We start from the raw sequence: 17,812 nt of genomic DNA on the forward strand, positions 1-17,812 counted from the left end.
CGCACGCCGGGACGTCACCGCACCGGCGTCGCGTCGTAGTTGACCGGCACCCAGTCGTATTGCGCACCGTCCCGACGCAGGTGGCCGAGACCGGGAAACGCGATATGCGCGGCTCCAACGAGATAGCGCCGCTCGGCGACGCGCTTCAGCGTATCCCGCCGCGTGCGGCGGGCGGCCTCGGCATCGCTGTCGTACTGGACCGTCGCGTCGACGTCGCGCAACTGGATCGCCGCCACGTGCACGATGTCGCCCCACGCGAGCAGGCCCGCGCGGCCGCTCTCGATCAGGTAAGCCGTATGGCCCGGCGTATGGCCGGGCATCGGCACCGCGCGAATGCCGGGCGCGAGCGTCGCGTCGCCGCGAAACGTCTTGAAGCGGCCGGCCGCGACGTACGGCGCGACCGCCGCGGCGGCCGCATCGAAGAACGACGCGAGAAACGCCGGCGCGTGCGCCTTGTTCGCCGGATCGAGCCAGTATGCGGCCTCGACGGCGTTCACCCGCACGACGGCATTCGGAAACGTCATCGCACCGTTCGACGCAATGCCGCCGACATGGTCCTTGTGCAGGTGCGTGAGCAGCACTTCGTCGATCTGCGCGGGCGCGTAGCCGGCCGCGCGCAGGTCGTCGAGCAGCTTGCCGCAGCAGTCGCCGTACAGCGTGCCGGCGCCCGCGTCGACGAGGATCCGCTTCGATCCGGTATCGACGAGGAACGCGTTGATCGACCCTTGCACGGGCGGCTCGAGGAATGCGCGGTCGAGGTCGCGCCGGATCTCGTCCTTCGAGATGTCGCGAAACACCGAGTCGACCGGAAACGGATGCGTGCCGTCGGACAGCGCGATCACCGTGAAGTCGCCGATCTTCAGCCGATAGAAGCCGGGCGGCTGCCGGCCCGCGGCGGGCACCGGCGCGTCGGGCTGCACGCCGGACGGCGCATCGGCCCGCACGCCGGCCTGCGCATGCGCCGCGGGCGCCAACAGGCCCGCGCACCCGGCCACGATCAACCAACGGGCCGTCTGCGCGACGCACGCGTGCCGAAACAGGTTCTTCATCGGATCTCCGTGACGAATCGTGCGCGTGGCCCGTCACGAACGGAACGGCCAGCGCAGCACGCGATGTCGCGCAGCTTATCGGCCGCCGCGGCGAAAATCCTGAGCGACGCCTGAATTGTCCTGAAGACACGCCGCACGCGATCCGGCCGCCGCGCCGCCCGGCGCTAGAATGCGAACCGCATGCAACGCGACGTTGCCACCCGCCCAAGGACGATCTCATGGACAAATTCTCCGCGCTGCGCGCGTTCGTCGAAGTCGCGGAAGCCGGCGGCTTCTCGAGCGCGGGGCGCCGGCTCGATCTCGCCGCTTCGTCGGTCGTGCGCGCGGTGGACGCGCTGGAGGCGTCGCTCGGCACCGTGCTGCTGAACCGCACGACGCGGCAAGTCACGCTGTCCGACGCGGGCGCCGTCTACTATGCGCGGGCGAAACGCGTGCTCGGCGAGCTCGCCGATGCCGACGCGCTGGTGGCCGACCGCGGCGACGCGCCGTCCGGCCCGCTGCGCGTATCGGTCCCCGTCGCCTACGGGCTGCGCCGCATCGCGCCGCACGTCGCCGCGTTCGTCGCGCGCCATCCGAAGCTCGACCTCGATCTGCAACTGACCGACGAACGCGTCGATCTCGTGGCCGCGCGGATCGACGTCGCGATCCGGCTCGGCGACGCGGCCCCGACCGCGGACGTCGTCGCGCGTCCGCTCGGCACGTTCCGGCGCTACGTGGTCGCGAGCCGCGGCTACCTCGACGCGCACGGCACGCCGGCGACACCCGGCGAACTCGTCGATCACGCGTGCCTGCGCTTTCATTTCGGCGTCGACCAGCAGGCGTGGACGTTCGCCGGCGCGCCACGCACGACGCAGGTCGTCGTCACCGGGCGGCTGAAATCGAATCACAGCGAGGTGCTGCGCGAGGCCGCGCTCGACGGCGCCGGCATCGCGCTGCTGCCCGACTGGCTGGTCGGGGCGGATATCGAAGCCGGCCGCCTGCAGCGGCTGTTCGACCAGTACGACGTGACGCCGGGCTCGGCGCGCGCGGTGATCACGGCCCTGTACCTGCCGAACCAGCGCGGCTCGAAGCGCGTGACCGCGTTCATCGATTTCGTCGAATCGCTCGCCCGCACGCAGCCCTGATACGCGAGAGCCGGGCGCGGCGCGTCACCAGCCGAACTTCGCTTCCATCCCGACATAGTCGGCATTGCGCGCGCCGAGCGCGCGAATCGACGAGCCGAGCTGGAAGTGCACGGCTTCGAGCGCGAGCGCGACGTTCGCGTTCACGAGCCAGTCGACGCGCGCCTGCGCGTACATCCCCGTCCACGCGCCGCCCTTGCCCGCCGTGCCCGGCACTGCCGACATCCCCTGCCCGTAGATCGCGTCGGCCGTCGTCTGCCGCCACTGGAAGCCGACGGCGGTGAGCACCGTCACCGAGCTTGCCGGCTTGAAGGTCAGCGACGGCTTCACGTGGATCAGGTTGCTGTATCCGGTATACCCGGCGAGCGTGAAGTAATAGCCGTTCGGAAACATCGGGTTGAACGTGCCGACGCGCCGGTCGCCCGGATGCGCGTCGCCCGATGCGCCGTCGACCTGGATGCCGACGCGCGGCGTGCCGGCCGTCTTCGCGAACGTGTAGCCGCCCAGCGCGCCGAACGCCCACGCGCCGATCGTGTCCTGCCCGACATGGCCCGTCTGCAGCATCGCCTCGACGTCCCAGTCGAACCCGTCGGACTTGCCCGCGTAGCGCATGTCGAACACGTCGCGCCGCTCGGTGCCGGATGCATCCGGATAGCGCGCGTTGTCGCGCGTGTAGCGCGACCAGTACGCGGACAGATCGCCAGGCCCCGTGCCCGTGCGCTCGACGCGCACGCCGTCGAATCGCAGGTGCCGGTTCGACACGTCGTCGAACGCGGCCGCGTTGCGATACTGCACCGGGCGCGTCACATAGCCGATCACGCGCCATTTGCCGATTTCGTAATCGGTCCACAGTCCGTCGTACGCCTGGCGCACGTTCGGGCCGTCGCGCACCGACACGAAGCGCTGCAAGTCGAACGCCATCTCCTGCCGGCCGATCCGCGTCTTGAACGTGCCGGGCCCCAGTTGATCGACGTACGCGACGAACGCCTGCTGGAGGTCGAGCTGGTCCTTGTCGACCGGGCCGACCGTATCCTTGCCGAACGGCCGCGCATCGACGAACTGCACGAATGCCTGGAAGTGCCCGCGATAGCGCAGGTCCGCATGCACGTTCGCGCGCTGGATCACGTAGTTGTCGTCGTGCGCGGCGCCGAGGCCGAACAGCGGCGCGTTGTTCAGCTCGAATCGCTCGCGCAGGTTCGCGCCGAGCGACAGATAGGTCGACGGGTCGTCGCCGAGCGGCACGTATTTCAGCGCGTCGAACGGCTTGCGCGGCACGCACGGATTCGCGAGCGCCGACCAGTCTTCCTGCCAGCGGTTGAACAGCACCGTCGGGCGTTTCGCGGTGCACGACGCGGCCGCGGCAGCCGGCGACGCGGCCGCGCCGGCCGACGCCGCCTCAGCCTCGGCGCCGACGGCGGTACCCGCGTGCGACGCGGCACCGCCCGCCAGCACGACGCACGACAGCGCGCCGCGCCACGATCGCTTCATCGGCCGGCGCACCGTCATTTCGATCGCGCGTGGATCTCGGCGACGTAGCCGCCCGGGAACTGCACGAGCGCCGCGTCGCGCCCGTCCGACTTGAACGGCGGCACGAGCACCGTCACGCCCGCGGCTTCGGCCTGCTTCAGCGTCGCCGCGAGATCGGCCACTTCGTAGCCCGTCATTTCACGCCCGAACGGGTACGGCAGATGACCGTCGGTCGCGAGCACGGTCATCTTGCCGAAGCCCGACTCGATGCGAATGCGGCGATACGTGTCGTTCGGCCGCCCGATCTCGATGCCCGGCGCATGGCGCACGTCCGACACGATCTTGCCGTGCGAGAACGCGGCGAAGTCGCGCGCGAGCTTGCCCGCGCTTTCCGGCGACACGTATACGCGATTCTCCGGCACCGTCTGCAGCGGGTCGTAGTTCGGCGCCTGCGTATGCCAGTACAGCTGCATGTTCACGCCGCCCGGCCAGCGGACGATCGCGTCGCGGCCGATCGGGTCGGGGAACGTCGCCACGACGATGTCCGCGCCATGCGCGCGCGCCGACTTCACCGCGACGTCCATGTCGGTGACGAGATAGCCGGTGCGCTCCTCGCAGAACGGATACGGAATCGGCGTCTTGAAACCGAACACCGAGATCGTGCCGACCGGCGTCAGCACGAGCTGCGACATCGTCTGGCTCGGCGTCGGCGTGACCTGGAACACGCCCTGCTTCGACTTCTTGCCGCCGAACGTCGCGACGAAGCTGTCGGTGAAGCGGTCGAAGTCCTCAGGCGCGACGCACACGTGGGTCGTGTCGTACTGCGGGCCGACCGCAACGGCGGGAAAACGCGCCGCGGCGGCCGGCGACGCGATGTCGTCGAGGTGGGTTTCGTCGGCGAGCGCCGGCGTGCCGGCCAGCAGCGCGGCGAGCACGGCCGACGACGCGGCGGTCATGCGCAGCATGTTGCGCAGGTTCAATAAACTCATCGGTTTTCTCCTTGATGGTGATGCGCGCGGCCAGCGCCGCGCGCGGATTCGGATTCAGCGGGATACGGGCCACGCGTCCGGGCGGCCGGACGACCGGCGAGAAACACGAGCGGCGCGCGCGGCTTCCCGCCCGGCGGGAGACGGCGCAGACTCGTCGTTTCAGCGCGGTCGCCGCAACGTCACCGAATGGCGGGAACGCTGCCGGTCTGGCGTCGTATATCGTCGAGCACGGTGACGCGCTGCTGGATTTCCCCTGGCCGCGACGGCAGCGCGCGGACCCACGCCGCGGTGTCGCAAGTGGCACGCATCGCCCTGTCAGACCGCCCAGCACGAACAGCCGAACGCGCCCCAGAAACCCTTCGCGTCAGACGTCGGCAATGCGTTCGCCCAAGCGCTCGCGTGCGCATGCTGGTGAACGTTGCATTCGTTCGCGCAGCCGCACATCGCGGCGGCCGCCGCGCGCTGCAACGGCGCGCCGGCCCGCTGCGTCGCGCCCCAGCCGCCATAGCCGCCGAACTCGCGCACCGGCGACCAGTCCGGCATCGCCGGCGGGATCGGCGCGTCGTGCGACGCGAACGGCCCCGCGCCCCACACGATCTTCCCGTCGACCACCGTCAGCAACGCGGTCGTGCCGGCGATGTCGTCTTCCGCGCACGCGAAGAAATCGCGATCGGGGACCACGAGGTCGGCAAGCTGCCCCACCGCGATGCGCCCTTTCTTGCCTTCCTCGTTCGAGAACCACGTCACGTACTCGGTCCACATCCGCAGCGCGGTTTCCCGATCGAGCAGGTTGCGCTGCGGATACAGGCGCATGCCGCCGACCGTCTTGCCCGTCACGAGCCACGCGAGCGACACCCACGGGTTGTACGACGCGACGCGCGTGGCGTCCGTGCCGGCCGACACCTTGAGCCCCTTGCCGAGCATCTTCGCGACAGGCGGCGTCGCCTCGGCGGCCTGCGCGCCGTAGCGCTCGACGAAGTATTCGCCCTGATACGCCATCCGGTGCTGCACCGCGATGCCGCCGCCGAGCGCGGCGATCCGGTCCATCGATTTCTCGGAGATGGTTTCCGCATGATCGAAGAACCAGTTCAGCCCGTCGAGCGGGATGTCTTCGTTGACCTTCTCGAACACGTCCAGCGCGCGGCTGATCGTTTCGTCATAGGTCGCGTGCATGCGCCACGGCCAGCGGTTTTCCGCGAGCACGCGCACGACGCCTTCGAGATCGTCCTCCATCTGCGCGGGCAAATCCGGCCGCGCGACGCGGAAATCCTCGAAGTCGGCCGCCGAAAACGCCAGCATCTCGCCCGCGCCGTTATTGCGGAAGTAGTCGGTGCCGTCGTGGTACTTGACGCTCTTCGTCCAGTTCACGAAGTCTTCCTTCTCCGCGTTCGGCTTCTGCGTGAACAGGTTGTACGCGATCCGGATCGTCATCTCGCCCGCGTCGTGCAGCTTGCGGATCACTTCGTAATCGTCGGGATAATTCTGCGAGCCGCCGCCCGCGTCGATCACGCCCGTCACGCCGAGCCGGTTCAGCTCGCGCATGAAATGGCGCGTCGAGTTGTACTGATACTCGAACGGCAGCTTCGGCCCCTTCGCGAGCGTCGCGTAGAGGATCGTCGCGTTCGGGTTCGCGAGCAGCAGGCCGGTCGGATTGCCCCCGGCATCGCGCAGGATCGTGCCGCCCGGCGGCTCCGGCGTGTCCTTCGTATAGCCGACGACACGCAGCGCGGCCGCGTTCAGCAACGCGCGGTCGTACAGGTGAAGGATGAACACGGGCGTATCGGGCGCGACCGCATTGAGCTCATCGATCGTCGGCAGCCGTTTCTCGACGAACTGATGTTCGGTGAAGCCGCCGACCACACGCACCCACTGCGGCGCGGGCGTCACGGCGACCTGACGCTTGAGCATCTCCATCGCGACCGCGAGCGACGGCACGCCGTCCCAGCGCAGCTCCATGTTGTAGTTCAGGCCGCCACGAATCACGTGGCAGTGGTTGTCGATCAGGCCCGGCAGCACGCCGCGGCCGCCGAGATCGACCACCTTCGTCGCACGGCCCGCGAGCGGCATGACGTCCGCGTCGCTGCCGACGGCGACGAAGCGGCCGGCGGCAATCGCGACGGCCGTCGCGACGGGGTTCGCGCGGTCGAGCGTCGTGAATCGTCCGTTATGCAGGATCAGATCCGGTTGGGTCACGGTTGCGGTCATGTGCATCACCTCTTGTTGATCAGAAGCCAAACAGCTGTTTCACGGTGGGTAACGCTTGCACGCCGATCAGCATGCCGAGCAACCCGACCAGCGCAATCAGCGGCGGTGCGGGAGAGCGAACCTTGATGGCGCTGTAAATCACACCGATCAGCAGGCCCGCACCAAGGGAAACCAGATAAGGTTTCATGCGATCAATCTCCCGGACAATTTCAAATGCAGGCGCGGTGTGCCGAACGGCATGCCGCGGGCGGCATTCGTGTTTCGGTCACGTCCGCCGCCCGCGGCAATGGAGCCGATGCGGCGCGTTCGCATCGAACCCGTCGCACCGGCATCCGCCGTTGCAGGCCGTCCGCGCTTACTTCGCCGGAACGGGCGCAATCGACTCGTGCGGCGTCGCGGTACGCTGCGGCGCCTTGTGGAGCATCGTGTACGCGTAGTCCACGCCCATCCCGTATGCGCCCGAATGCTCCTTCGCGATCGCCATCACCGCGTCGTACGTCTCGCGGTGCGCCCAGTCGCGCTGCCATTCGAGCAGCACCTGCTGCCACGTGACCGGCACCACGCCGGCCTGCACCATGCGCTGCATCGCGATATCGTGCGCGGCCTGCGTCGTGCCGCCCGATGCGTCGGCGACCATGTAGATCTCGTAGTCGCCCTCGAGCATCGCGCACAGCGCGAACGTCGTATTGCAGACTTCGGTCCACAGACCCGACACGACCACCTTCTTGCGGCCGTTCGCGGCGAGCGCGTCGCGCACCTTCTGGTCGTCCCACGAGTTCATCGACGTGCGTTCGAGCGTCTTCTGGTTCGGGAACACGTCGAGCAGCTCGGGATAGGTGTGGCCCGAAAAGCTTTCGCTTTCGACCGTCGTGATCGTGGTCGGGATGTTGAAGACCTTCGCGGCCTTCGCGAGCCCGACGACGTTGTTCTTCAGCGTCTGCCGATCGATCGACTGCACGCCGAAGGCCATCTGCGGCTGCTGGTCGATGAAGATCAGCTGGCTGTTGTGCGGGGTAAGTACTTCAAGCTTGGGATTGCTCATGGTGATGATGTCCTTTGACGCGGAGAAAAATGAGACTCGCCTGGCCGACGAATCCGCGAGGCGTCCAATGCGCGGTGTCGGAAGCGTCTGCAGCCGGCCTGCGTCATTCAATACGCGAACGTGCGGCCGCACCAGTTAATTGTTCTGATTCTCGCCACGCTCGACATTTAGACTGAAAAGTTCTGAATTTCATTGAATGCGCTAACGACGAGCGCGCCGACCTGATAGGCTGGCCCAAGACTTTCGGATCGACGCCAGACCGGTAGGTATCCGTATTTTTAACGGCTGTCATTTCATTCCAGAACGATGAAACCGTACACTGCTTCGCTTTTCGCCGGCATCCTCGCCGGCGTCGTCTACGCGCTGATCGGCGTGCAATCGCCGGCGCCGCCCGCCGTCGCCCTCGCCGGCCTGCTTGGCATTCTGACCGGCGAACAGATTCTTCCCGTGGTGCGACGGATGCTCGACGGCATCCGACCGGGAACCGCGTGGCGCGACGCGAAGTGCAGCCAGCACATGTTCGGCCCGTTACCTGGCGCTCACGCCTCCGACGCTTCCGTGAAGCGCCGCGAATCGACACCGACATGACAGGCACACGTCGAGCGAAGCTCACGCGCATGGGCCGCGTCGTCGTCGACGAAGGCCGTCATCTTCTTGATGCTGCCGAACAGCGTGAACGGAAGGCGCAGCGCGCGAAGTCGCGCGTTGTGCGTGATTTGCGCATCCGCCACCCCGAGTGTCGGTTTCCGGGCGATCAGCCGTGAACGGTCGAGGCGTCTGGCGCTTGCCGACCCGAATCAAGCCATTCTTGAAGCCAGCGTTGACGGAATGAAGAAACGGGAGCGGCTTCGCCGCCGCCGATGCTGCAGACAGCCGACGCCGCGTGCGGCATCGGCGTTCAACGCGCCGCGGACGTCTCGCCGGTCCGGCCGGCGCGCCAGGTGAGGAAAGCGAGCATCGCGAGCGGCAGCGCCAGCGCCCAGAACGCGGCGTACAGGTAGGCGCTCGCGCCGGCGCCCGCACCGAGCGCGAACCCGGCGACCGGCGGCAGCGTGCGTCGCAGCCGCGCGCGCGCGGCTTCCCGTTCGGCCGGCGCGGCGATCGGCACGAGCCAGTCGAATGCATCGATGACCGCCTGCGTGACGTTGCCGGTCATCACGGTGTTCGCGACGACGGTGCGCGCGGTCAGCCGGCCGTGCGCGTTCTGCACGCCCATTGCCGCCGCACCCAGCAGCCCGCAGACGATCGTCGCGGGCGCATCGGCGCTGCCGATCGGCGACGCCGCGACGCCCGCGAGCATGAAGCCGGCCAGCAGGATCGTCTGCAGCGCGTACAGCGAGCGCGCCCGCGGGCCATGCCCGCGCACGCGCATCCGGTGATCGAGCAGGCGGGCGGCCACGATGCCCGCGATGAATGCCGGAAACGCGAGCCACTTGATCATCAGGCCCTGGCCGACACCGGCGAGGCCCGAGCCGATCAGGATGAAGTTGCCGGTAACGTGCGCGGTGAAGAGCCCGAACAGCGCGACGAAGCCGAGCGTGTCGACGTAGCCGGCGATCGAGGCGAGAAACACATCCTCGCCGCGCAGGCGATCGGGGGCCGCCGCGCGCGCTGCCGTTACTTGCGCGGGCTGCATGTCGTGGCTTCCGCGGTTGGGTCGACGGTGCCCGCATCGCGGACCTGCGCTGCGCGCGCGCGCCATTGCGCCCGCGCGAGCGGGACCGCATGCTCGCGCGAGACGAGGCCGAGCCGGCCCGCCAGGGCGATCGGCGGCGGCGCGGGCGATTGCACGTGCACGAGGGGGTGCGGGAGGCCGACTGCGATGCCGGCTCCCGGCGAGATCAGGTAAGGCATGGTCCGTTCCGGTTACGCCGCCGGCCGGGCCGGCCGAAGGGATTCGGCCGCGTGCGGCGGCTCGGGAGCAAGACTACGGAATGCGGGCCTGAAAGTCATGGCGGCGAACTGAATCGTTCTGAACGCGCGGGGCGGCGACGCCCGCGCCGCGTGGCCGGCTTCGCGGTGGCGCGCCTTGCTATTTTTCGATCGATAAGTGCAGAATGGCCGCATTCAGGAGCCGACGCATGACCGACACCAAGCGCAAGGCAGCGCCCCGCACGCGCGGGGCGACCGCCGACGACACCGCCGCCACATCGGGCCGCCGCCTCACGCCGGAAGCGCGCGAGCGGCAGATCGTCGAAAAGGCGGTCGAACACTTCGCGACCCACGGTTTTTCCGGCAGCACGCGCGAGCTCGCGCGGCAGATCGGCGTGACCCAGCCGCTGCTCTACCGGTATTTCCCGAGCAAGGAAGCGCTGATCGATCGCGTATACGACGAGGTCTACACGTGGGATCCCGAGTGGGAAAAACTGATCGCCGACCGCTCGGTTCCACTGCAGCAGCGGCTCGTCGCGTTCTACCGGTCGTACGCGCAGACGATCCTGCGGCGCGAATGGATTCGCACGTTCATTTTCGCGGGGCTCAGCCGCGAGGGCTTCAACACGCGCTATCTGTCGCGGCTGCGCGAACGCGTGTTCCTGCCGGTGCTGCGCGAGCTGCGGCATGCGTACGACATCGCGACGCCGGCGTCGGAAGCGCAGCGCAATGCGGAAATCGAACTGGTGTGGAGCCTGCACGCGAGCATCTTCTATCTCGGCGTGCGCAAGTGGGTATACGGGCTGCCGGTACCCGACGATCTCGACGCGGAAATCGAACGGCAGATCGACGCGTTCCTGAACGGCACGCCGGCCGCGCTGAAGCGTGTCGCGTCCGACGCAGCCGCGAAGCGCGCCCGCCGCTCGTGATGCCGCGGCGCGGCGTGGCGTTGCACCGCGCCCGGGCCGATTCAGAACGATTCAGCCGCGACGGTCGCTGCTTGCCCTATGCTCGGACAGCATTGGACGCGTGCCGTACCGCGCACCTTCCACATCGAACCGGGGCTCCCACATGACGACCGACACGCTCGCACTCACCCATCACACCATTACCGCGAACGGCATCCGCCAGCACGTCATCGATGCCGGCGCCGGGCCCGTCGTCGTGCTGCTGCATGGCTTTCCCGAAACCAGCTTCGCGTGGCGCCACCAGATCCCGGTGCTCGCGCGGCACTACCGCGTGATCGCGCCCGACCTGCGCGGCTACGGCGAAACCGACAAGCCCGCGGCCGGCTACGACAAGCGCAACATGGCGCGCGATCTCGCCGCGCTGCTCGATGCGCTCGGCATCGACCGCATCGCGCTCGTCGGCCACGATCGCGGCGCACGCGTCGCGACGCGTTTCGCGAAGGACTTCCCCGCGCGCGTCGAGCGGCTCGTCGTGATGGACAACGTGCCGACGCGCATCGTCGCGCAGAACATGACCGCGCAAACGGCGCGCGCGTACTGGTTCTTCCTGTTCCACCAGGTGCCCGACCTGCCGGAGGCGCTGATCGCGGGCAAGGAAGCCGAATGGCTCAGCTATTTCTTCGCCGACTGGTGCTACAACCCGCATGCGATCTCGGGCGATGCGTTCGACACGTACGTACGCGCGTATCGGCGCCCGGGGGCCGTGCGCGGCGCGTTGGCCGACTATCGCGCGAACGCGGAAGACGTGCAGCAGGATCTCGTCGATGCGGATGTCAGGATCGGGTGCCCGACCATGGCGATCTGGGGCGAGGATTTCTACGCGGTCGGCAAGATGTTCGACATGAAGGCCGTATGGGAAGGCATGGCGGCGAACCTGCGGGCCGAGCCGATCGCGCAGTGCGGGCACCTGCCGCACGAGGAGCAGCCCGAGCGCGTGAACATGCTGCTGCTCGATTTCCTGCGCGGCTGGGCCGGCTGACGCAACGCCGCTGCACGCGGCATCATCGGAGGACCATCGGATGGGACACGGATCGGGCCGCAAGGCCGTCATCGCCGGCGGATCGGTCGGCGGGCTGTTCGCGGCGACCGCGTTGCGCGCGGCCGGCTGGGACGTCCGCGTATTCGAGCAATCGCCGCACGAACTCGACAGCCGCGGCGGCGGCATCGTGCTGCAGCCGCCGATCGAGCGCGCGTTCGCGTTCGGCGGCGTGCCGCTGCCGCGCGAGGCCGGCGTCGATTCGATCGACCGGATCTACGTCGACGCACAGGACCGGATCGTGCAACGCTTCGCGATGCCGCAGACGCAGACCGCGTGGAACGTGATCTACACGGCGCTCAAGCGTGCGCTGCCGGCCGGCATCCTCCACGCCGGCGACGCGTTCGAGCGGTTCGAGCAGGACGGCGCGCGGATCGTCGCGCACTTCGCGAGCGGCCATGCCGAGACGGCCGACCTGCTGATCGGCGCGGACGGCGGCCGCTCCACCGTGCGCGCGCAGTTGCTGCCGGACGTGCGGCCGACGTATGCGGGCTATGTCGCGTGGCGCGGGCTCGTCGACGAACGCGCGCTGCCCGAGCAGGTGCTGGTTCTGCTGCGCGAACGCTTCACGTTCCAGCAAGGCGACCGGCACCTGTTCCTCACCTATCTGGTGCCCGGCGCCGACGGCGCGCTCGAACCGGGCGGGCGGCGCGTGAACTGGGTGTGGTACCGGCGTCTCGCGTCCGACCGGCTGGCATCGCTGTTCCTCGCACGCGACGGCACGCAGCGCGACGGATCGCTGCCGCCCGGCGCGATGCGCGACGGCAACCGCGCGGAACTCGTCGACGCCGCCGACCGGATGCTCGCGCCGACGCTCGCCGCGCTGGTGGATGCGACACCGGCGCCGTTCGCGCAGGCGATCCTCGATCTCGCGGTCGAGCGGATGGCGTTCGGGCGCGCGGTGCTGCTGGGCGACGCCGCCTGCATGGTGCGCCCGCACACGGCGGCGGGCGTCGCGAAAGCGGCCGACGATGCGGTCGGTCTCGCGCAGGCGTTGCGCGACGTCGCGCCCGGCAGCACGTTCGACGCCGGGCTGGCCGGCTGGGACGCCCGTCAGCGCGCCGCCAGCGCATCGATCGCCGCGCGCGGAATCGCGCTCGGCGCACGTTTGATGGGCACGGCCTGAGCGTTCGCGGGCCGCGTGTCATGCGCCCGGCGCGGCGCATCGGACTCCGGGTCGAGCGCGTGCAGCACGCTCGCGCGCCCGCCGTCGTCATCCGGCAGTTGCGGCTGGCCGCGCGCGAAGGCCGGCGTGGCGGCGGCCGTGCCGACGCAAAGAGCGAGCAATGCGGCGGCGACAAGCTTGCGGTTCATGATGACACTCCCGAGAACGATTCGATGGGGACGCGCCGCCGGCACGACCGCGCGAGCGAAAGCGATTCGTTGCGTGACGGGTACGTTGCCGGCGTCGAATGACCCGACGCCGGCGGCGGACGGCGGCTGAAAAAACCGCGTTCAGTGGTGCTCGAACAATTGCTGCGTGTCGAGCGATGCGAGCGAAGGCACGCCCGTCCCGGCGGCCGCATCCGGCCGTGCAGCGACCGATTGCGGATGCTGGGCGGCGACCTTCGCCTCCGCTGCCTGGATGTCCTCGGGATAGTAAGGATCGCTGCCGACCGGCCGATAACCGGCCTTTTCGACACGGACGAGATCGGCGCGCACGTCGGCCCGTGTGAGCGCATGGTCGGCGGTTTGCGCAAATGCGACGATCGGTGCGCTCAGCGCACAGGAAAGCAGGACTGCACGAATCAGGTTGTTCATGATGTTCACCTCTCAAAGATGGCGTGTTCGCGTCCGCAGATCAGGCCGGACATCCGCTCCCCATCGATGTGATGAAGAGTTGGGATCATTCTGCGATTCGCGCGCTTTCCTGAAGGTGAGGCTTCGATTACGGTTTTGTTATCCGGGCGCCGGCGCACGTCGTGCAGGGGCGCCCGGCTCGCCGGGCACCGCGCAGGCGCGCACGTCGGACGACCGTCGCGTTCATGCGGACGCGTCGAGCGGCCGCACTTCCGGAATCATCGCGGCCTGGCCGCGCACGATTCCGTCTGCGACCGTGAGCTGCCACACGGTCGCGCGCTCGATCCAGAACCGCTTGCCGGATTTCGTGACCCGCACGCCGCGGTATCCGGACACGAAGCCGTCCCGCATCACCTTGTCGAGGAATATCTGCCGTTCGCGCCGCTCCATCGGCTCCGCCGACAGGCGCGACGGCAACGCCGTCAGTTCGTCCCAGTCGTATTCGAAAATCGCCTGCGCGCGCCGGTTGCCGTACACGAACACCGGATCGGCCGACGTGTCGTGCGCCAGCACGCCGAACGGCGCCGTCTCGTACAGCCACGCGGCGCCGTCGGACGCGCTCATCCCGTCGGGAACGAGCGGATGGTGCAACAGCCGGCGGTAGGAATCGGCGAGAAGGAGGAAGAAATCTGCATCGGTGCGCAACGACATCGGTCAGGCTCCTGAAAGCGGCGGGATACGGGAACGCGTGAAGGTTCACGGCCGGACATTATAGGGACGAAGCGGCGCGGCCGGCGCCGCCGCATCCGCACAGATAACGACTTCGTAATCTTCGGGTCAGGGTCGGGTCAACGCCGCGCCGGCAGACTGCATGCTCGTCGCATCGAATGCGCATCCGAGCCCTGCTTCGAGGAGCACCATCATGTGGATCGTCCGGCTGGCGTTACGCAGGCCCTACACGTTCGTCGTACTCGCGCTGCTGATCTTCATCGCGGGGCCGCTTGCCCTGCTGCGCACGCCGACCGACATTTTCCCGAGCATCGACATTCCGGTCGTCAGCATCGTCTGGTCGTACAACGGCTTCTCCGCGGAGGACATGGCCAAGCGGATCACGTCGAACTACGAGCGCGCGCTCACGTCCGACGTCGACGACATCGAGCACATCGAGTCGCAGTCGCTGAACGGTGTGTCCGTCGTGAAGATCTTCTTCCATCCGGGCGCCGACATCAATCGCGCGATCGCGGAAGCCGCGAGCAACGCCGCGTCGATCCTGCGCATCCTGCCGCCCGGCACTCTGCCGCCGAACATCATCACGTACAACGCGTCGACAGTGCCGATCCTGCAGCTCGGGCTGTCGAGCGGCACGCTCGCCGAGCAGCAGCTGTACGACCTCGGCAACAGCTTCATCCGCACGCAGCTCGCGACCGTCCAGGGCGCGGCCGTGCCGCTGCCGTTCGGCGGCAAGATCCGCCAGATCGTCGTCGATCTCGATACGCGCGCGCTGCAGGCGAAGGGGCTCGCGCCGATCGACGTCGTGAACGCGATCAACGCGCAGAACCTGATCCTGCCGGGCGGCACCGCGAAGATCGGCACGCACGAATACAACGTGCAGATGAACGGCAGCACGCAGACGGTCGCCGCGCTGAACGACCTGCCGGTGAAGACGATCGGCGGCAACGTCGTGTACGTGCGCGACGTCGCGCACGTCCGCGACGGCTACGCGCCGCAGACCAACATCGTGCGCGTGGACGGCAAGCGCGCGGCGCTGCTGACGGTCGAGAAGACCGGCAGCGCGTCGACGCTGACGATCATCGACCAGGTGAAGGCGATGCTGCCGAAGATCGCGGCCGGCCTGCCGAAGGCGCTGCACATTTCACCGCTCGACGATCAGTCCGTGTTCGTGAAGGCGGCGGTCCAGGGCGTCGTGCGCGAGGCGCTGATCGCCGCGTGCCTGACCGCGCTGATGATCCTGCTGTTTCTCGGCAGCTGGCGCGCGACGCTGATCATCGCGGTATCGATTCCGCTCGCGGTGCTCACGTCGCTGCTCGCGCTGTCCGTGCTCGGCCAGACCATCAACATCATGACGCTCGGCGGGCTCGCGCTCGCGGTCGGGATCCTCGTCGACGACGCGACCGTCGCGATCGAGAACATCACGCATCATCTGGAGCTCGGCGCGCCGCTAGAGGAAGCCATTCTGACCGGCGCGGGCGAAATCGCGGTGCCGACCTTCGTGTCGACGCTGTCGATCTGCATCGTGTTCGTGCCGATGTTCCTGCTCACGGGCGTCGCGCGCTATCTGTTCGTGCCGCTGGCCGAGGCCGTGATCTTCGCGATGATCGCGTCGTACTTCTTCTCGCGCACGCTGGTGCCGACGCTCGCGATGGCGCTGATGCGCGCGAAGGGGCAAGGCCGGCCGCCGCGCGGCGTATTCGCGCGCGTCGCGCGTTTCCAGGCCGCGTTCGAGCATCGCTTCGAGGCCGTGCGGCTGCGCTATCGCGCATTGCTCTCGGCGGCGATCGCGCGGCGCCGCCGCTTCGCGGCCGCGTTCCTGCTCGCGTGCGTCGCGTCGACGGGCCTCTACGCGTTCGCCGGTCAAGACTTCTTCCCGTCGGTCGACACCGGCGAAATCCGCCTGCACCTGCGCGCGCCGACCGGCACGCGGATCGAGGAAACCGCGCGGCTGACCGACGAAGTCGAAGCCAAGATCCGCGGCGTGATTCCGGCGAACGAACTCGCGGGCGTGCTCGACAACATCGGCGTGCCGGTGAGCGGGATCAACCTCACGTACGACTCGTCCGACCCGATCGGCACCGAGGACGCCGACGTGCTCGTCACGCTGAAACCGAATCATGCGTCGACGGCCGCATACGTCGCGAAGCTGCGCAACGTGCTCGCGCAGTCGTTCCCCGGCGTGACGTTCGCGTTCCTGCCGGCCGACATCGTCAGCCAGATCCTGAACTTCGGGCTGCCCGCGCCGATCGACATCCAGATCGTCGGCAACAAGCTCGACCAGAACCGCGCGGTCGCGAATGCCCTGCTCGCGAAACTGCGCGGCGTGCGCGGGCTCGTCGACGCGCGCATCCAGCAGCCCGGCGACGAACCGGCGATCAACGTGAACGTCGACCGCACGAAGGCGATCCAGGCCGGCCTCGAACAGCGCGACGTCGCGCAGAACCTGCTGATCGCGCTGTCCGGCAGTTCGCAGACCACGCCGAACTTCTGGCTCGATCCACGCAACGGCGTCAGCTACCCGGTGCTCGTGCAGACGCCGCAATACACGGTGAATTCGCTGCAGTCGCTCGCGAACGTGCCGCTGCCCGCCGGCACCGCGCGCTCGCCGCAGACGCCGGCCGGCGGCCCGGCCGCGGGCACGCCCGCGCAGAACCTGCTCGGCTCGCTCGGCACGTTCTCGCGCTCGACGCAGCAGGCCGTGGTGTCGCACTACAACGTGCAGCCGGTGCTCGACATCTTCGCGTCGGTGCAGGGGCGCGACCTCGGCGGCGTCACGGCCGACGTGACGAAGCTCGTCGACGCCGCACGCGCGCAACTGCCGCCCGGCTCGTCGATCGTGCTGCGCGGCCAGGTGCAGGCGATGCACGAATCGTTCACGGGCCTGCTCGGCGGCCTCGCGCTCGCGATCGCGCTCGTCTACCTGCTGATGGTCGTGAACTTCCAGTCGTGGCTCGATCCGCTCGTGATCGTCGGCGGGCTGCCGGCGTCGCTCGCCGGCATCGCATGGATGCTGTTCGTCACGCGCACCACGCTGTCGGTGCCCGCGCTGACCGGCACGATCCTGTGCATCGGCATCGCGACCGCGAACAGCATTCTCGTCGTGAACGCGGCGCGCGAGCTGCTCGCGGGCGGCGCGTCGCCGTGGCAAGCGGCGCTCGATGCCGGCTTCAACCGCTTCCGCCCCGTCGTGATGACCGCGCTCGCGATGCTGATCGGCATGCTGCCGATGGCGCTCGGCCTCGGCGACGGCGGCGAACAGAATGCGCCGCTCGGCCGCGCGGTGATTGGCGGCCTCGCGTTCGGCACGGTGTCGACGCTGCTGTTCGTGCCGGTGGTGTTCGGCTTCGTCCACGCGTGGCTCGCGCGGCGCCGCGACGCCGCGGCCGCCCGGCGCGCGCAGCCCGCGCCCGATACGCCGGCACTGCGTTGAGCGCGCACGGCCGCCCCTTCCCATCCTTCGATTCGCCCGACCCCGGACCCATCATGAACGACTCGATCGAACCCGTCGCCCCGCCGCCGGCCGCCGAAACGGCCACCGCGGCCCCCGCTGCCGCAGCCGTGCCGCCCGCCGCGCGCGGCGCCGCCTCCGAC

17 protein-coding genes and 1 pseudogene are annotated in these 17,812 nt (G+C 68.8%); 8 read left to right on the forward strand and 10 right to left on the reverse strand.

Annotated elements, in window-relative coordinates:
• Nucleotides 1–14: 14 nt before the first annotated feature.
• Entirely contained in the window at nt 15–1,049 is a 1,035-nt protein-coding gene (locus QZM15_RS28155; protein ID WP_275905429.1) for an MBL fold metallo-hydrolase, read from the reverse strand.
• Nucleotides 1,050–1,267: 218 nt separating this feature from the next.
• Here QZM15_RS28155 and QZM15_RS28160 point away from each other — a divergent pair, with 218 nt between their 5' ends.
• Nucleotides 1,268–2,173: a LysR family transcriptional regulator gene (locus QZM15_RS28160; RefSeq protein ID WP_302107685.1), complete on the forward strand. Its 906-nt coding sequence runs from the start codon at nt 1,268–1,270 to the stop codon at nt 2,171–2,173.
• A gap of 24 nt (nt 2,174–2,197) precedes the next feature.
• Here the strand turns inward: QZM15_RS28160 and QZM15_RS28165 are convergent, their stop codons facing one another.
• From QZM15_RS28165 to QZM15_RS28185, 5 genes are all read right to left on the reverse strand, one after another.
• Nucleotides 2,198–3,658, reverse strand: a complete 1,461-nt coding sequence (locus QZM15_RS28165; RefSeq protein ID WP_302107686.1) for an alginate export family protein — start codon at nt 3,656–3,658, stop codon at nt 2,198–2,200.
• A 14-nt stretch (nt 3,659–3,672) separates the two neighbouring features.
• The gene (locus QZM15_RS28170) at nt 3,673–4,626 is read right to left on the reverse strand and encodes a VOC family protein (RefSeq protein WP_089466078.1); all 954 of its coding nucleotides are present in this window, start codon (nt 4,624–4,626) and stop codon (nt 3,673–3,675) included.
• A gap of 315 nt (nt 4,627–4,941) precedes the next feature.
• On the reverse strand, nt 4,942–6,831 hold the full coding sequence (locus tag QZM15_RS28175; RefSeq protein ID WP_226093967.1) for an amidohydrolase: 1,890 nt from the start codon (nt 6,829–6,831) through the stop codon (nt 4,942–4,944).
• Nucleotides 6,832–6,850: 19 nt separating this feature from the next.
• Nucleotides 6,851–7,018, reverse strand: a complete 168-nt coding sequence (locus QZM15_RS28180) for a DUF1427 family protein (protein ID WP_059579100.1) — start codon at nt 7,016–7,018, stop codon at nt 6,851–6,853.
• 168 nt (nt 7,019–7,186) lie between these two features.
• On the reverse strand, nt 7,187–7,873 hold the full coding sequence (locus QZM15_RS28185; RefSeq protein WP_059579098.1) for a hydrolase: 687 nt from the start codon (nt 7,871–7,873) through the stop codon (nt 7,187–7,189).
• A 306-nt stretch (nt 7,874–8,179) separates the two neighbouring features.
• Between QZM15_RS28185 and QZM15_RS28190 the strand changes: the two genes are divergently transcribed.
• Both QZM15_RS28190 and QZM15_RS28195 read left to right on the forward strand, forming a co-directional pair.
• Entirely contained in the window at nt 8,180–8,461 is a 282-nt protein-coding gene (locus QZM15_RS28190; RefSeq protein ID WP_302107687.1) for a XapX domain-containing protein, read from the forward strand.
• Between the two features lie 8 nt (nt 8,462–8,469).
• Nucleotides 8,470–8,571: pseudogene (locus QZM15_RS28195) on the forward strand (LysR family transcriptional regulator); the annotation flags it as partial.
• Nucleotides 8,572–8,771: 200 nt separating this feature from the next.
• Here the strand turns inward: QZM15_RS28195 and QZM15_RS28200 are convergent.
• Nucleotides 8,772–9,509: a YoaK family protein gene (locus QZM15_RS28200; RefSeq protein WP_302107688.1), complete on the reverse strand. Its 738-nt coding sequence runs from the start codon at nt 9,507–9,509 to the stop codon at nt 8,772–8,774.
• Complete coding sequence (locus QZM15_RS28205) at nt 9,491–9,727, reverse strand: DUF1427 family protein (RefSeq protein ID WP_302107689.1); 237 nt, start codon at nt 9,725–9,727, stop codon at nt 9,491–9,493. The genes QZM15_RS28200 and QZM15_RS28205 overlap by 19 nt, the downstream gene beginning before the upstream one ends.
• A gap of 227 nt (nt 9,728–9,954) precedes the next feature.
• On the opposite strand from QZM15_RS28205, the gene QZM15_RS28210 reads away from it, so the two are divergent.
• The 4 genes from QZM15_RS28210 to QZM15_RS28225 all read left to right on the forward strand — a co-directional run bounded on the left by QZM15_RS28210 (nt 9,955) and on the right by QZM15_RS28225 (nt 13,165).
• Nucleotides 9,955–10,674 carry a TetR/AcrR family transcriptional regulator gene (locus QZM15_RS28210; protein ID WP_060314486.1) on the forward strand — a complete coding sequence of 240 codons (720 nt, stop codon included), beginning with the start codon at nt 9,955–9,957 and terminating at the stop codon, nt 10,672–10,674.
• 142 nt (nt 10,675–10,816) lie between these two features.
• Nucleotides 10,817–11,692: an alpha/beta fold hydrolase gene (locus QZM15_RS28215; RefSeq protein ID WP_302107690.1), complete on the forward strand. Its 876-nt coding sequence runs from the start codon at nt 10,817–10,819 to the stop codon at nt 11,690–11,692.
• Nucleotides 11,693–11,732: 40 nt separating this feature from the next.
• A complete protein-coding gene (locus tag QZM15_RS28220) occupies nt 11,733–12,875 on the forward strand; it encodes an FAD binding domain-containing protein (RefSeq protein WP_302107691.1) in 1,143 nt (380 codons plus the stop codon).
• A 59-nt stretch (nt 12,876–12,934) separates the two neighbouring features.
• Nucleotides 12,935–13,165, forward strand: a complete 231-nt coding sequence (locus tag QZM15_RS28225) for a hypothetical protein (protein ID WP_302107692.1) — start codon at nt 12,935–12,937, stop codon at nt 13,163–13,165.
• A gap of 39 nt (nt 13,166–13,204) precedes the next feature.
• On the opposite strand, the gene QZM15_RS28230 is transcribed toward QZM15_RS28225, so the two are convergent.
• Nucleotides 13,205–13,510 (reverse strand): DUF4148 domain-containing protein, encoded by a 306-nt coding sequence (locus tag QZM15_RS28230; RefSeq protein WP_059579126.1) that lies wholly within the window; start codon nt 13,508–13,510, stop codon nt 13,205–13,207.
• 222 nt (nt 13,511–13,732) lie between these two features.
• Nucleotides 13,733–14,200 carry an MEKHLA domain-containing protein gene (locus QZM15_RS28235; RefSeq protein WP_302107693.1) on the reverse strand — a complete coding sequence of 156 codons (468 nt, stop codon included), beginning with the start codon at nt 14,198–14,200 and terminating at the stop codon, nt 13,733–13,735.
• Between the two features lie 211 nt (nt 14,201–14,411).
• On the opposite strand from QZM15_RS28235, the gene QZM15_RS28240 reads away from it, so the two are divergent.
• The gene (locus QZM15_RS28240) at nt 14,412–17,651 is read left to right on the forward strand and encodes an efflux RND transporter permease subunit (RefSeq protein WP_302107694.1); all 3,240 of its coding nucleotides are present in this window, start codon (nt 14,412–14,414) and stop codon (nt 17,649–17,651) included.
• The last annotated feature ends 161 nt before the right edge of the window (nt 17,652–17,812 follow it).

The organism is Burkholderia sp. AU44665 (assembly GCF_030504405.1).
Taxonomy (GTDB): Bacteria; Pseudomonadota; Gammaproteobacteria; order Burkholderiales; family Burkholderiaceae; genus Burkholderia; species Burkholderia semiarida.